The sequence below is a fragment of the Roseitranquillus sediminis genome (assembly GCF_016918935.1).
GTDB classification, from domain to species: Bacteria; Pseudomonadota; Alphaproteobacteria; order Rhodobacterales; family Rhodobacteraceae; genus Roseitranquillus; species Roseitranquillus sediminis.
The window spans coordinates 227,618-242,277 of the sequence record NZ_JAFFOB010000005.1; the positions used below are offsets into that span (position 1 = coordinate 227,618).

Annotated in this window: 13 protein-coding genes and 1 pseudogene; 5 read left to right on the plus strand and 9 right to left on the minus strand. The window is 70.8% G+C overall.

The window, feature by feature from the left end:
• Positions 1–31: 31 nt before the first annotated feature.
• Both JM664_RS01625 and ilvD read right to left on the minus strand, forming a co-directional pair.
• Positions 32–2,047: an NADPH-dependent 2,4-dienoyl-CoA reductase gene (locus tag JM664_RS01625; RefSeq protein WP_227418152.1), complete on the minus strand. Its 2,016-nt coding sequence runs from the start codon at positions 2,045–2,047 to the stop codon at positions 32–34.
• Between the two features lie 223 nt (positions 2,048–2,270).
• Positions 2,271–4,004: a dihydroxy-acid dehydratase gene (ilvD, locus tag JM664_RS01630; protein WP_227418153.1), complete on the minus strand. Its 1,734-nt coding sequence runs from the start codon at positions 4,002–4,004 to the stop codon at positions 2,271–2,273.
• Positions 4,005–4,160: 156 nt separating this feature from the next.
• Here ilvD and JM664_RS18840 point away from each other — a divergent pair, with 156 nt between their 5' ends.
• Genes JM664_RS18840 through JM664_RS01645 form a run of 3 tightly spaced genes read left to right on the plus strand, consistent with a single transcriptional unit; the run spans position 4,161 to position 7,314 of the window.
• Entirely contained in the window at positions 4,161–5,045 is an 885-nt protein-coding gene (locus JM664_RS18840; RefSeq protein ID WP_227418154.1) for a CPBP family intramembrane glutamic endopeptidase, read from the plus strand.
• 53 nt (positions 5,046–5,098) lie between these two features.
• Positions 5,099–6,052, plus strand: a complete 954-nt coding sequence (accD, locus tag JM664_RS01640) for an acetyl-CoA carboxylase, carboxyltransferase subunit beta (protein WP_227418155.1) — start codon at positions 5,099–5,101, stop codon at positions 6,050–6,052.
• On the plus strand, positions 6,049–7,314 hold the full coding sequence (locus tag JM664_RS01645; RefSeq protein WP_227418156.1) for a bifunctional folylpolyglutamate synthase/dihydrofolate synthase: 1,266 nt from the start codon (positions 6,049–6,051) through the stop codon (positions 7,312–7,314). Before accD ends, JM664_RS01645 begins: the two co-directional genes overlap by 4 nt.
• A 17-nt stretch (positions 7,315–7,331) precedes the next feature.
• On the opposite strand, the gene JM664_RS01650 is transcribed toward JM664_RS01645, so the two are convergent.
• Positions 7,332–7,478, minus strand: coding sequence for a hypothetical protein (locus JM664_RS01650; protein WP_227418157.1), 147 nt, complete (start codon positions 7,476–7,478; stop codon positions 7,332–7,334).
• A 157-nt stretch (positions 7,479–7,635) separates the two neighbouring features.
• Between JM664_RS01650 and JM664_RS01655 the strand changes: the two genes are divergently transcribed.
• Complete coding sequence (locus JM664_RS01655) at positions 7,636–8,805, plus strand: alpha/beta fold hydrolase (RefSeq protein ID WP_227418158.1); 1,170 nt, start codon at positions 7,636–7,638, stop codon at positions 8,803–8,805.
• 2 nt (positions 8,806–8,807) lie between these two features.
• Here JM664_RS01655 and JM664_RS01660 read toward each other — a convergent pair whose 3' ends face one another.
• Together JM664_RS01660 and zapE are read right to left on the minus strand one after the other, a co-directional pair.
• Positions 8,808–9,431, minus strand: a complete 624-nt coding sequence (locus JM664_RS01660; RefSeq protein ID WP_227418159.1) for a hypothetical protein — start codon at positions 9,429–9,431, stop codon at positions 8,808–8,810.
• Positions 9,425–10,495, minus strand: coding sequence for a cell division protein ZapE (gene zapE / locus JM664_RS01665; RefSeq protein WP_227418160.1), 1,071 nt, complete (start codon positions 10,493–10,495; stop codon positions 9,425–9,427). The genes JM664_RS01660 and zapE overlap by 7 nt, the downstream gene beginning before the upstream one ends.
• A 133-nt stretch (positions 10,496–10,628) precedes the next feature.
• Between zapE and JM664_RS01670 the strand changes: the two genes are divergently transcribed.
• Complete coding sequence (locus JM664_RS01670) at positions 10,629–11,870, plus strand: MFS transporter (protein ID WP_227418161.1); 1,242 nt, start codon at positions 10,629–10,631, stop codon at positions 11,868–11,870.
• Here JM664_RS01670 and JM664_RS01675 read toward each other — a convergent pair.
• From JM664_RS01675 to fghA, 4 genes and pseudogenes are all read right to left on the minus strand, one after another.
• Positions 11,867–12,770 (minus strand): annotated as a pseudogene (locus JM664_RS01675) (ornithine cyclodeaminase family protein). The gene JM664_RS01670 and the pseudogene JM664_RS01675 overlap by 4 nt on opposite strands.
• Positions 12,767–13,390, minus strand: a complete 624-nt coding sequence (locus JM664_RS01680) for an HAD family hydrolase (RefSeq protein WP_227418162.1) — start codon at positions 13,388–13,390, stop codon at positions 12,767–12,769. The pseudogene JM664_RS01675 and the gene JM664_RS01680 overlap by 4 nt, the downstream one beginning before the upstream one ends.
• Positions 13,387–13,827, minus strand: coding sequence for a YaiI/YqxD family protein (locus tag JM664_RS01685; RefSeq protein ID WP_227418163.1), 441 nt, complete (start codon positions 13,825–13,827; stop codon positions 13,387–13,389). The genes JM664_RS01680 and JM664_RS01685 overlap by 4 nt, the downstream gene beginning before the upstream one ends.
• Positions 13,824–14,654 carry an S-formylglutathione hydrolase gene (gene fghA, locus JM664_RS01690; protein WP_227418345.1) on the minus strand — a complete coding sequence of 277 codons (831 nt, stop codon included), beginning with the start codon at positions 14,652–14,654 and terminating at the stop codon, positions 13,824–13,826. The genes JM664_RS01685 and fghA overlap by 4 nt, the downstream gene beginning before the upstream one ends.
• Positions 14,655–14,660 lie beyond the last annotated feature (6 nt).

Genomic DNA, 14,660 nt, shown 5'->3' on the forward strand with positions numbered 1-14,660 from the left:
AAACAGCGGAATTTTAGCGGAATGCGTCGCTTCAGAGCCGCGCGGCGAGGCGCACACCCTGATCAATCGCCCGCTTGGCGTCGAGCTCAGCGGCCACGTCCGCCCCGCCGATGACGTGCGCGGCGATCCCGCGCCCGGCCAGCGCGTCGGCCAGCGACCGCTCGCTCTCCTGCCCGGCGCAGAGCACCACCGTGTCCGCCTTGATCAGCTCCGCCGCACCGTTCCGCGTGATGTGCAGACCCCTTGCGTCGATCCGCTCGTAGGTCACGCCGCTCAGCATCTGCACGCCCCGCATCTTCAGTCCGGCGCGGTGGATCCAGCCTGTGGTCTTGCCGAGCCGCTTGCCCGGCCGCTCCGCCTTGCGCTGCAGCAGCGTCACCTGCCGCGCCGGCGGATGCGGCCGCGGCCCCTCTGGCGCCAGCCCGCCGCGCGCCGCGGCCGGGTCGGCGACGCCCCAGGTCCTGAGCCACGCCTCCAGATCCTCGGTCGGGCTCTGCCCCTCCTCCACCAGGAAGTCGCTGACGTCGAAGCCGATGCCGCCCGCGCCCACCACCGCGACCTGGCGCCCCACCGGCACGCCGCGCAGCACGTCCGCGTAGCCCACGACGTTCGGCCCGTCCTGCCCCGGGATGCCCGGATCGCGCGCCCGCACCCCGGTCGCCACGATGACGTCGTCGAAGTCCGCGAGGTCGTCCGGCGTCGCCTCATGGCCCAGCCGAAGCTCCAGCCCCAGCCGCCGCACGATCGTCTCGTACCAGCCGACGAGGCCGTGGAACTCTTCCTTGCCCGGGATCACCCGCGCGAGGTTCAGCTGTCCGCCGATCCGCTCCGCCCGCTCGAAGAGCGTGACGCGATGCCCCCGCTCCGCCGCCGTCATCGCCGCAGACAGCCCCGCCGGCCCCGCCCCGACCACCGCGATCCGCCGCGCGGAGGGGGCCTGGCGTACCTGGAGCTCGGTTTCGTGGCAGGCGCGCGGATTGACGAGGCAGGTGCTGATGCGTCCCGCGAAGGTGTGGTCGAGGCAGGCCTGGTTGCAGGCGATGCACGGCGCGATCTCCTCCGCCCGCCCCTCGGCCGCCTTGCGCACGAAGTCCGCGTCGGTCAGGAAGGGCCGCGCCATCGAGACCATGTCGGCGCAGCCTTCCGCCAGCACCCGCTCGGCGACCTCGGGCGTGTTGATCCGGTTCGAAGTCACGACGGGGACCGCGACCTCACCCATCAGCTTGCGCGTGACCCAGGTGAAGGCGGCGCGGGGGACGCTGGTCGCGATGGTCGGGACGCGCGCCTCGTGCCAGCCGATGCCGGTGTTGAGGATCGACGCGCCCGCCGCCTCCACCGCCTTCGCCAGCGTCACCACCTCGTCCCAGGTCGAGCCGTCGGGGACGAGGTCGATCATGCTGAGCCGGTAGATCACGATGAAGTCGCGCCCGACCGCCTCTCGCACCCGCCGCACCACCTCCAGCGGCAGGCGCATGCGGTTTTCGTAGCTGCCGCCCCAGCGGTCGGTCCGCCGGTTGGTGCGCGCGACGAGGAACTGGTTTAGGAAGTAGCCCTCCGACCCCATCACCTCGACCCCGTCGTAGCCGGCCTCGCGGGCGCGCGCGGCTGCGGTGGCGATGTTCGAGATCTGCTTTTCGATTCCCGCCTCGTCCAGATCGCGCGGCGGGAACGGCGAGATCGGCGACTTCAGCGCGCTCGGCGCCACGCAATCGGGACCGTAGGCATAGCGCCCGGCATGGAGGATCTGCATCGCGATGCGCCCGCCGTCGGCATGCACCCGGTCCGTCACCAGGCGGTGGTTCGCAACGTCCTCCGGCGTGAAGAGCCCCGCCGCGCCGGGGAACACGCCCCCCTCGCGGTTCGGCGCCATTCCGCCCGTCACCATCAGTCCGACGCCGCCGCGCGCCCGCTCGGCATAGAAGGCGGCGACGCGGTTCCAGTCCCGCGTTTCCTCGAGCCCGGTGTGCATCGAGCCCATCAGCACCCGGTTCGGCAGGGTGACGTGACCAAGGTCGAGCGGGGCGAGAAGGTGTGGGTAAAGGCTCAAGCGCTCCTCCCTGCGGGCAACCTGCCGCGGCCAGAACCTCACGTCACCACCGACCCCGCGTCATGCGGTGAGGGGGCGCGGCCGACGAGGCATCGATCCCCCGCCGGCCGCCACGATCCTTGCGGATCGTGAGGCCGAACTCGCCCGCCGCAATTCATGAACGCGCCGGCGCAAACCGCGCCGGGCGCGAGGGGGGTTCGATGCTCCCTCGTGCCCGCGCCCCTTAGAGGTCCATGTAGACGTGGCGCTCCGCCTTGCCGCCGGGATGAGTGACCGCGCCCTTGACCGTGGCCCCGACCTGCTGCGCGTACTTCCAGAGGGCGCCGCTGGCATAAAGCGTCTCGCGAGGACCGGTCCACGCCGACCGGCGCGCAGCCAATTCTTCGTCAGGCAGATCAACGCTGAGCTCACCCCGGATCGCGTCGATGGTGATCACGTCGCCGTTGCGCACTAGGGCGATCGTCCCGCCGTGCGCCGCCTCCGGCCCGACGTGGCCGACGCAGAAGCCGCGCGTCGCACCCGAGAACCGGCCGTCGGTGATGAGCGCCACCTTCTTGCCCATTCCCTGCCCCGAAAGGGCGGCAGTGGTCGACAGCATCTCGCGCATCCCTGGCCCGCCCGCCGGTCCCTCGTTGCGGATGACGATGACCTCGCCCTCCTCGTAGGCGCGCTTCTGCACCGCCTCGAAGGCGTCCTCCTCGCACTCGAAGACGCGGGCAGGCCCGGTGAAGACCTGCTCCTCCACCTTCATCCCGGCCACCTTCACGATGGCCCCCTCGGGCGCGAGGTTGCCCTTCAGCCCGACGACGCCACCGGTCTTCGAGAGCGGTGCCGAGACCGGGTGGATCACCCGGCCGTCCGCCTCGCGGTCGATGCGGTCGAGTTCCTCGCCGAGCGAGCGGCCGGTCGCCGTCATGCAATCCTCGTGCAACAGCTTGGCCTTGCGCAGCTCCTTCATCACCACCGGCACGCCGCCCGCCTCGTATAGGTCCTTGGCGACGAACTGCCCGCCGGGCTTGAGATCGACGAAGTAGGGCGTGTCGTGGAAGATGTCGCAGACCGCGAAGAGGTCGAAGTCGATCCCCGCCTCGTGCGCGATGGCGGGCAGGTGCAGCCCTGCATTGGTGGAGCCGCCGGTACAGGCCACCACGCGTGCCGCGTTCTCCAGGCTCTGCCGGGAGACGATGTCCCGCGCCCGGATGTTCTTCTCCAGCAGGTTCATCACCGCCGCGCCGGAGGCCTCTGCGTACTGGTCGCGGCTCTCGTAGGGCGCGGGCGCGCCCGAGGACATCGGCAGCGCGAGCCCGATCGCCTCGCTGACGCAGGCCATCGTGTTTGCGGTGAACTGGCCGCCGCAGGCGCCGGCAGAGGGACAGGCGACGCGCTCGAGGATCGCCAGCTCGGCGTCGGAATAGTCGCCGGCCTGGTGCCGGCCGACGGCCTCGAACACGTCCTGCACGGTGACGTCGCGCCCGTCGAGGCGACCCGGCAGGATCGAGCCGCCATAGAGGAAGACCGACGGCACGTTGAGCCGCACCATCGCCATCATCATGCCCGGCAGCGACTTGTCGCAACCAGCGAGGCCCACGATGGCATCGTAGCAGTGCCCGCGCATCGTCAGCTCCACCGTGTCGGCAATGGCCTCTCGGCTGGCGAGCGACGAGCGCATGCCCTCGTGCCCCATCGCGATGCCGTCGGTCACGGTGATGGTGGTGAACTCGCGCGGCGTGCCAGAGGCCGCCTTGACGCCCAACTTCACCGCCTGCGCTTGGCGGCTCAGCGCGATGTTGCAGGGCGCGGCCTCGTTCCAGCAGGTGGCGACGCCCACGAAGGGCTGGTGGATCTCCTCCTCGCTGAGGCCCATCGCGTAGTAGTAGCTGCGGTGTGGCGCCCGCGACGGCCCCTCCGTCACGTGGCGGCTCGGCAGCCGCGACTTGTCGAACTTGCGCTTCAGCATGGCCCTGCCCCATCCTCCGGTCCCGTTCGCGCTCCGGCATAGGCGAGCCGAGATGGCGAGACAAGCGTCGCGCCCCGGCCTTGCATCCCGTGCCGCGGCCGACTTCATGGTCGGGTGACTTGCCGCACCCGTGCGGCGCCCATCGGAGAGACGATCGTGCACCGACCCGCCTTCGAGGCCTTCGTGGCGCCTGCGCGCCGGCAGCCACAGCTCTGGCGGCTTCTCCTCGGCTTCGTGGCGATGCTGGCCGTCTATGCACTCTCGCTCGCCGGGTTCTTCGGCGGTCTGGCGTTCCTGCACGGACGCGAGCGGGCGCTGGAGCTCGCGAGTCGTCTCGTCGAGCCCGATGCGCCGGCGCTGGCGCTCCTGCTGCTGGCCACCTTTGCAGGGATGGCGGCGGCGCCCGTGGTCGTGGCGCGGGTGCTGCATGGCCGGGGCGCTGGCACGCTCTTCGGCCGCGCGCCCCGCGTACTGCGCGACTTCGTTGGCGCCGCCGCCGTCGTCTTCGCCTTTTACGGGCTGATGATCGGGCTTTGGGCGCTGCTGCACGACGCGCGGCCCAACCTTGCGCCGGAGCGCTGGCTTGCGCTCCTGCCGCTGACCGTGCTGGGGCTCATCGTGCAGACGGGCGCCGAGGAGCTGATCTTCCGCGGCTACCTGACCCAGCAGCTGGCGGCACGCTTTCGCACTCCGCTCGCCTGGATGCTGCTCCCCGCGCTCCTCTTCGGCGTGGCGCACTACGACCCGACGGTGAGTGGCGCGACCGCGCTCATCCTGATCGGCGGCGCCACGCTTTTCGGCCTCGCTGCGGCGGACCTCACCGCCGTCACCGGCAGCCTCGGCGCGGCGTGGGGCTTCCACTTCGCCAACAATTTCGTCGCGATCGCGCTCCTCGCGACGGAGGGAACGATCACCGGCCTCTCGCTCTACACGACGCCCTACGGCATCGACACGGGCGGGCCTGTGGTCTGGCTGCTGGTGGCGGACCTCGCGCTGATCGTGCTTGCGTGGGCGCTCTGTCGGACCGTGCTGAGGCGCTGATTTGCATTCGTCGCGGCGGCGGATTACCTGTCGGCCGGCGCGAGGAGAAGCCCATGAACTGGATCACGAACTACGTTCGGCCGAGGATCAACTCGCTCTTTACCCGCCGCGAGGTGCCCGAGAACCTCTGGACCAAGTGCGACGAGTGCGGGACGATGCTCTTCCACCGCGAGCTGCGCGAGAACCTCAACGTCTGCACGAGCTGCGACCACCACATGCAGATCTCGCCGCGACTTCGGTTCGAGGCGCTGTTCGACAACGGCGCGTATGCCGAGATCGACGTGCCGGCGCCGGTGCAGGACCCGCTGCACTTCCGCGACCAGAAGCCCTATCCCCAGCGCCTCCGCACCGCGCAGAAGGCGACCGGCGAGAAGGAGGCGATGCTGGTGGCCGAGGGCGAAATCGGCCGCACGCCCGTGGTGGCCGCGGCACAGGACTTCTCGTTCATGGCGGGCTCGATGGGAATGTATGTGGGCAACGCCATCATCGCCGCGGCCGAGCGGGCGGTGGCCTCGCGGCGGCCGCTGATCCTGTTCTCGGCGGCGGGCGGCGCGCGTATGCAGGAGGGCATCCTCAGCCTGATGCAGATGCCCCGCACGACGGTCGCGATCGAGATGCTGCGCGAGGCGCGGCTGCCCTACATCGTGGTCCTGACCCACCCGACCACCGGCGGCGTCACGGCGAGCTACGCGATGCTGGGCGATATCCAGATCGCCGAGCCCGGGGCGCTGATCTGCTTCGCGGGTCCGCGGGTGATCGAGCAGACCATCCGCGAAAAGCTGCCCGAGGGCTTCCAGCGCGCCGAGTACCTGCTCGAGCATGGCATGCTCGACCGGGTGACGGACCGCAGGCGGATGCGCGACGAGCTGATCGTGATCCTGCGCATCCTCCAGCACATGCCGCCCGCGGTGAAGGGCGAACTGCCGCCCCCGGCGGAGGGCCCCGAGGCGGCACCGCAGCCGGACGCCGCAGCGAAGAAGGTCGCCGCGCAGGAAAGCGGCGCGTGACCGAAGGCTCCGACGTCATCCTGCAGAGGATGATGTCGCTGCACCCGAAGATCATCGACCTGACGCTCGACCGGGTCTGGCGCCTGCTCGAGCGCCTGGGCAATCCGCAGGACCGCCTGCCGCCGGTGATCCACATCGCCGGGACCAACGGCAAGGGCTCCACCCTGGCGATGATCCGGGCGGGGTTGGAAGCGCGGGGCGAGCGGTGCCACGCCTACACGTCGCCCCATCTCGCCCGCTTCCACGAGCGCATCCGCCTGGCCGGCGACCTCATTTCCGAGCCCGACCTGACGGCGCTGCTCGACGAGGTCGAGGCGGCGAACGGCGGCGAGCCGATCACCTACTTCGAGATCACCACCTGCGCCGCGCTCTTGGCGATGGCCCGGACGCCGGCGGACTGGACGCTGCTCGAGGTCGGCCTCGGCGGCCGGCTCGACGCGACGAACGTGGTCGTGCCGCGCCTCTCGGTGATCACGCCGGTCGCGCTCGACCACCAGCAATACCTGGGCGAGACGCTGGCCGAGATCGCGAGCGAGAAGGCAGGCATCCTCAAGCGGCAGGTGCCCTGCGTCGTCGCCCCGCAGGAGGATGCGGCGCTGGAGGCGATCGAGGCGGCCGCGGCCCGGCTGGGCGCGCCCCTCATCGCGCACGGCCAGCACTGGCATGTGTGGGAGGAGCGGAGCCGTCTGCTTTTCCCGGACGAGCACGGCCTCCTGGACTTGCCGATGCCGCGGCTCAAGGGGCCGCATCAGGTAATCAATGCCGGCACCGCGCTCGCGGCGCTGCGCCACCTCGGCGCAGATGAGGCCGCCTGCGAGGCAGCGGTTGATGCCGACTGGCCGGCGCGGATGCAGAGGCTGACGACGGGCCCGCTCGTCCAGGCGGCGGGGCAGGCGCGGCTCTGGCTCGATGGCGGGCACAATCCGGCGGCCGGGGAGGCGCTGGCGGCGACGCTGGCCGGGATGGGCGGCAACGGGTGGCACCTGATCTGTGGGATGCTCAACACCAAGGACGTCGCGGGCTACCTCCGCCCCCTCGCGCCGCACGTCGCCACGCTGCACGCCGTCGCGGTGCCGGACAGCGACGCCACCCTGTTGCCCGACCAGACCGCCGCCGCCGCCACCGCCTGCGGCATCGGCGCCACCACCGCGCCCCAGGTCGCAGCCGCGCTTGCCGCCATCGTCGCGGCCGAACCCGACGCGCGCATCCTGATCTGCGGCTCCCTCTACCTTGCTGGATACGTCCTGCGCGAGAATGGATAGCAGGAGCAGGCTGCGTCTCAGCGGCGCTGGTCGCACCGCAGCGTGACCTGGCGAAAGAGCCACCGCGCCTGGTCCGCCCTGCGCCGCCGGCCGATCATGCTGTAATGGGCGGTGTCTATCGACCCGTCCGGGCGGCGCCTGATCTCGTCGTGGGGCTGTCGCATCGTCTCGGCTCCTGTCCTCGAATTCCATGCAGGATGCCGTGAAGCGTGGCGCCGCGCTTCCGGGAGATCTTCGGAAACCCTCGCTGAACCCTTGTCACGCGTCCAGACGGCGCGCTCGCGCTTGCCGGCCCGCTGCCGCCGTCGCTACGCTTGGGCGATGATCTACCGCTTCGGCATGTTCGAGCTGGACCTCTCGCGGCACGAACTGCGCCGCGAGGGAGCGCCCGTCGCCATCGAGCCGCAGGTGTTCGACCTCCTGGCCCTCTTTGTGCGTCGGCCGGGCGAACTCGTCACCCATGACGAGATGCTGGCCGAGGTCTGGGGCGGGCGCATCGTCTCGGACTCGGCGATAGCCTCGCGCGTGAGCGAACTGCGCCATGCCCTCGGCGACGACGGACGGCGGCAGGAGATCCTGCGCACCGTGCCCCGCCGCGGGTTCCGCTTCCTGCCTGAGGTCCGGGCGACGAATGCGCGCCAGTCGGGCGCCGTTTCGCGGCAACACGTGCGGATGGCCCGCTCGCGCGACGGCACCGCCATCGCCTACGCCACGACCGGCAGCGGCGCGCCGTTGCTCCGGGCCGGCCATTTCCTGACCCATCTGGAGGCCGACTGGCGAAGCCCGGTCTGGCGGCCGCTTCTCGACCGGCTCGGCGCCCGCTTTTCCGTCACGCGCTACGACCAGCGCGGCACCGGGCTCTCCGGTGCGTCCGCGTCGCCGCTGGAGCTCGACCGATTCGTCGAGGACCTCCGGGCTGTGGCCGACGCAGCGGGGCTGGACCGCTTCCCGATCTTCGCTGCCTCGCAGGGCGTTCCAGTCGCCGTCGCCTTTGCCGCGCTCCACCCCGAGCGGGTCTCGCGGCTCGTGCTCTACGGCGGCTACGTCCAGGGCCGGAGCCGGCGCGGCACGGCGGAGGATGCCGAGCGCGCGCAGGCGATCCTGACCATCATCCGCGACGGCTGGGGACGATCCGGCGCGGCCTTCGCCGTGGGCTTCGCGGCGATCTACATGCCCGACGCCAGCCACGAGGAGCTCGAGAGCATGGTCGGGATGCAGCTCGCCTCGGCCACGCCGGAGATGGCGGTCGCCCTGCGCCGGGCGATCGACGCGTTCGACGTGTCGGACCTGCTCGAGCGGGTGCGGGCGCCCGCGCTGGTGATCCACGCGCGCGACGACGCGGTGCATCCGGTCGAGCAGGCGCGGCTGCTGGCGGCGGGGCTGCCCGACGCGCGCCTTGTCATCACGGGCAGCCGCAACCACGTGCCGATGCCGCTGGACCCGGCGTGGGAGACGCTGATGTCGGCGGCGGAGGATTTCCTCGGCGACTGACGTCAGCCCCTGCGCTTCGCCAGGTTCTGCCGCAGCTGGCGCCGCAGCCGGCGGCGCTGGAAGATCGAGCGGATCTGCTCGGTGGAGAGCGTCTGCGGCTCGAGGAGTTGCTGCCCCCGCACGTCGATCATGTCATAGCGGCGCCGTGCGGCGAACAGCATCGCGCTCGACGCGTTCATCGCGACCACCGTCAGCTCGAGCCGCACCATCGGCGTGTCCTCGTCAAGCGAGTTAGCGCGGAGAACCTGCCGCGTCAGCTCGCGAAAGCTGCCGGCGTCGAAGCTCTTGCCGGAACTAAGCGGACCTTGGTTGGTGGCGTTCTTCGGATCCTTCATCTGCTCCTCCGTCATGTCCTGACGGTCAGTCGTTGCCGCCTCGTGCTCGCCGTCCTCGGTCGAGACTCGCATCAGGAGCTGCGAGATGTAGATCGGCTCGAGGCCGAGATTCGCGATGAAGCACCGCGCGTCGAGGCCTATGCCTGCGCCCATGCTGATGAGCATCTCCGGCCGCCGCTGGCGCACGTAGCTCAGCAGAAAGATCTGCAGGTAGACGAGCCAGATCAGTGCCGAGACCAACGCCATGATCACCTGCAGCGCGCCGGAATGCTCGTTGAGCCAGCTCAGCATCTCCTCTCGCCCCAACCTGCGGACTGCATCTCATGCAGGCGGCTTGCGGTGCGCGCGAACTCGAACGCGCCCTCGCCCTCGATGTAGAGGTTGTCGGGCGTGTCCGCCGCACTGACGTAGAGCACCACCTTCGCCTCGTAGAGTGCGTCGATCAGGGTCACGAAACGCTTCGCTTCGTTGTAATTCTCGCTCGAGAGGCGCGGCACCCCCTCGAGGATCAGGGCTCGGCACGCCTCCGCCACGGCAAGATAGTCCGCCGGGCCAAGCGGGCGGCCACAGAGTGCCCAGAACGGCGCCCGCGCGACACGGTCGTGGAAGAGCGGCAGCTCGACCTCACGGCCATGGACCCTGAGCCGGTGCGGCGTGCCCTCGCCGCCGGCCAGTTCCTCCCAGACCGCGTCGAGCGCGGCGCGCGCCTCGGCGTCCGCGGGCGCGAAGTAGCGGCGCTCGCCGGAGCCGCGGCCCTGCCGGTAGTCCGTCGCGGCGGCGAGATGCGCGACCTCCATCCGCCGCTCGATGAGCTCGATGAACGGCACGAAAAGCTGGCGGTTGAGCCCGTCCTTGTAGAGATCCCGCGGCGGCCGGTTCGATGTCGCGACCGCGACGACACCGGCGTCGAACAGGCGCTGGAAGAGGCGGCCCACGATCATCGCGTCGGCGATGTCGGTGATCTGCATCTCGTCAAAGAGCAGGAGGCGCAGCCCTTCGGCAATGTCGGCGGCGACGGGCGCGATGGCGTCGTCGACGCCGGTCTTGCGCGCCTCGTGCAGAGCCGCCTGCACCTCCTGCATGAAGGCGTGGAAGTGGACGCGCCGCGTCGCCGTGCCGCCCGCCGCCTCGTGCAGCAGGTCCATCAGCATCGACTTGCCGCGCCCGACTCCACCCCAGAGGTAGAGGCCGCGCGGCGGGTCCGGCGGCCGGCGGAACCACGACCGCCGCGGCGGCGCCGTCTCGATCCACTCGCGCAGCTTCTCCAGCCGGTCCAGCACCGCCCGCTGCGCCGGGTCGTCGGCCAGGCCCTGCGCCACCCGCGCGTCGTAGAGGTCGTGCACGCTTCTGCCCATCCGCCTCCGACTACTTGTTCTTCGGGCTGTACGGAAGCCGCAGCCATGACGATCCGTGATGCCAAAACGCTCGAACATTCGCTTGACGCCGCGCGCGCGCCGGAGAGAACGTCCGGCTCAAAGGAGAGCACCCATGGCGCGAACACCGCTCGTCACGCCCGTCCTGTTGGCCGGCTGCGTCGTGATCCTGCTCAGCTTTGCCGTCCGCGCCTCGTTCGGCGTCTTCCAGATCCCCATCGGCGAAGAGTTCGGCTGGCCGCGGGCCGAGTTCAGCCTGGCGATCGCGATCCAGAATCTCGCCTGGGGCATCGGACAGCCGATCTTCGCCGCCTTCGCCGAGCGCTTCGGCGACCGCAAGGCCATCGTCGCGGGCGCGCTGACCTACGCGGCCGGTCTGATCCTGTCCTCGATGGCCGTGACGCCCGAGGCGCATCAGCTGCTGGAGATCATGGTGGGCTTCGGCGTCGCCGGCACCGGCTTCGGCGTCATCCTCGCCGTGGTCGGCCGGGCGGCGAGCGACGACAACCGCTCCATGGCGCTCGCCATCGCCACCGCGGCCGGGTCCGCCGGGCAGGTGGTCGGCGCGCCCGCGGCCGAATGGCTGCTGGGCTTCCTGTCGTGGCAGGCCGTGTTCCTGGTCTTCGCCGGGGTGATCCTCGCCTCGCTCCTCATGCTGCCGATGATGCGGGCACCCGCTCGCCCGGTTCCCGTGGGGCCGGAGGCGAGCATGGGCGAGATCCTGGGCCGCGCCCTGCGGGATCCGTCCTACACGATGATCTTCCTCGGCTTTTTCTCGTGCGGCTATCAGCTCGGCTTCATCACCGCGCACTTCCCGGCCTTCGTCACCGAGATGTGCGGCGCAATCGACCCGTCGGGCACGCTGGCCTCGCTTGGAGTGACAACGACGTCGGCGCTCGGTGCGCTCTCGATCTCGCTGATCGGGCTGGCGAACATCGCCGGCACCCTGACCGCCGGCTGGCTCGGCAAGCGCTTCACCAGGAAGTACCTGCTTGCCGGCATCTACGCCGGCCGGACGATCATCGCCGCGCTCTTCATCCTGATGCCGATCACGCCGACCAGCGTCATCGTCTTTTCGGTGGCGATGGGGGCGCTGTGGCTGGCGACGGTGCCGCTGACCTCGGGCCTCGTCGCGCACATCTACGGTCTGCGCTACATGGGCACGCTCTATTCCATCGTGTTCCTCAGCCACCAGATCGGCTCGTTCCTCGGCGTATGGCTCGGCGGCTGGCTCTACGACCTCCAAGGCGACTACACGCTCGTCTGGTGGGTCGGCGTCGGCGTCGGCGCCTTCTCGGCCATCGTTCACCTGCCCGTGCGCGAGCGCCCGCTGGAGCCGCGCGGCCTGCCCGCCTAGCCCCGCCAGGCGCCGAGGATGTAGCGTGCCGTCATCAGGTCGAGATGCGCGCCGCCTCCGTTCTTGAGGAGCGTCAGGTCATCCGGCGCATGGCGGAACGCGGGCAGGTCGTAGAAGTCGGCGATGATGTCACCTCGGGCGATCAAACCGCGCGCCAGCGGGTCGCGGAGCTCGCCGATATGGTCGAGCACCGTCTCGCGGCTGTCGACGAAGATGCGGGCCCGGCGCAGCGCCTCGTCGTCGGCCTCGCGCATGTCGGCTCGGAACGCGCCGATCAGGTCAAGGTGCTGGCCCGGTCGCAGCCATGCGCCCCGGATCAGCGGCGCGGCGGACATGGTGGCGCAGGTGACGATGTCGGCGGCACCTACCGCGGCCTCGAGGTCGCGTGCCACCTCAGTGCCCGGATGCGCCGCCGCCAGCCGCTCCGCCGCCTCGGGCGTCCGGTTCCAGATCGCGAACCGCGCATCCGGGAAACCCGCCGCGTAGGCCCGCCGCAGCGTGGCGGCGATGTTGCCCGCGCCGACGATCAGAATCCGGCGCGGGTGGGGCGGCGCCAGGCGGAGCGCGGCGAGCAGGCTGTCGGCTGCCGTCTTCCACCGGGTCACGAGGTCGAAGTCAACGAGCGCCTCAAGCGTCCCGTCCGCGTCCGAGAGCAGCGCGACCGCCCCGTTGACGCTCGCCAGCCCGGCGCGCCGGGTTGCCGGGGAAGATCGTCGCCACCTTCGCCGCCGCGCCGAGTCCGTCGATCATAGCCGAGCGCGTCAGCAGCGTGTCCTCGCCGCGCCGCAGGAAGGTGTCGGCCAGCGCCGCCCGTGGCCGCGCGTGCCCCCGCTCCAGAGCCGCCACGAGGTCGAGCCAGTCGAGCCGCGCCTCGGCCTCGGCCGGCACCACCAGGGTCACGGCGCGCGCGCCTCGTCCTCGGTCAGCAGGCCTTCGGCGACGAGCCGCTCGGCCAGCCCCTCCGGCCCATCGAAGCGGTGCGTCTGCCAGCCGCGCGTGCGGGCGACGGCGATGTTGTCCTCGCGGTCGTCGGTCAGGAACAGCCGCTCCGGCGGCACCCCGCCCTCGCGCTCGACCTCCTCGAAGATGCCCATGTCGGGCTTGGCCATTTTCAGGTGGCCGGAGATGAAGCGGCGGTCGAACTCGCCCAGCACCGGGTAGAGCGTCTCCGCCATGGCGAAGGTCTCGACGCCGAAGTTCGACAGCGCCCAGACCGGCACGCCCTTGGACCTCAACGCGCGGAGCAGCGCCACCGAGTGCGGGATCAGCGGCGCGGCGAGCTCGGCCCAGTTGTCATGCCACTCCAGGATCTCCTCCCGCCACTCGGGATGCGCCTCGGCCAGCGCGTGCACCTCCGCGCGAAAGGCCTCGCCTCGATCGACGCGGTCGTTCATGCCGTGCAGGTCGACCTCGGCGAACATACGCGACCGCCGCTCGGCACCGATGCGGCCGTCGTAGTAGCGCTCAGGCTGCCACTCGACCAGAACGTTGCCGATGTCGAAGACCACCACGTCGATCACGAGACCGCCCTCACCAGCCGCTCCAGCGCCTCGAGGAATCGCGAACGGTCGGCGCGGGAGAATGTCCGCCCGCCGCCCTGCCGGAACGGGTCCGCCGCGCGTAGGTCCGACATCAAATCGCGCGTCGCCAGCACGTTTCCGATGTTCCTCGCCGTCAGCTCCTGCCCGTCCGGCTTGAGCACCCGCGCCCCGTTCTCGACCGCCCGCGCCGCGAGCGGGATGTCGGCCGTGACGACAATGGTGCCGGGCGCGGCGCGCTCGGCGATCCACTTGTCGGCCTCGTCCGGCCCCTCGGCCACGAAGACCATCTCGACAAGCGGGTTGTCAGAGGGACGCAGGCCGCCGTTCGAGACCATCTTGACCTCGACCCCGTGCCGCGTCGCGACCCGTTCCACCTCGGCCTTGACCGGGCAGGCGTCGGCGTCGACCAGGATCATCGCCAAAGCGCCTCCGCGTGAAAGGCCACGTGCTCCGCCATCAGGCTCGCCATGAAGAAGTAGCTGTGGTCGTAGCCGCGCTGCAGGCGGAATGCGCCTTCCTGGCGCCGCTCGGCCATCGCGTGGGCCAGCGCCTCCGGGCGCAGCCGGTCGAGGAACTGGTCATCGGTCCCCTGGTCGATCAGCACCGGACCCGGAAAGCCCCGGTCGCGCATCAGGGCGGTCGCGTCGTGCGCCTGCCACGCCGCCTCGTCCTCACCCAGGTAGGCCGCGAACTGCTTGCGGCCCCACTCGGAGCGCGTCGGCTCGGCGATGGGGGCGAAGGCGCTGACGCTGCGGAACCGCTCCGGGTTCCGCATCGCGACGATCAGCGCGCCGTGCCCGCCCATGGAATGGCCGGTGATCGCCTGCCGCTCCTCGTCCAGCGGGAACGCGTTCAAGAGGAGGCGCGGCAGTTCCTCCGTGAGATAGCTCCACATGGCGAAATGCGGCGCCCACGGCTCGCGCGTGGCATCGACGTAGAAGCCGGCGCCCTGCCCGAGGTCGAAGGCATCGTCGTCCGCCACGTCCGCGCCCCGAGGCGAGGTGTCGGGAAAGACGAGCGCGATCCCGTGCTCCGCCGCCCAGCCCTGCGCCCCAGCCTTGGTCATGGCGTTCTCGTGCGTGCACGTCAGGCCGGAGAGGTACCAGAGCAGCGGGACCGGGCCCGTCTCCGCCTCCTCCGGCAGGAAGAGGCCGAAGGTCATGTCGCAGCCGCAGACCTTCGACCGGTGGGTATGGACCCCCTGCATGCCGCCGAAGCACCTCATCTGCGCCACCGTCTCCATACCGCT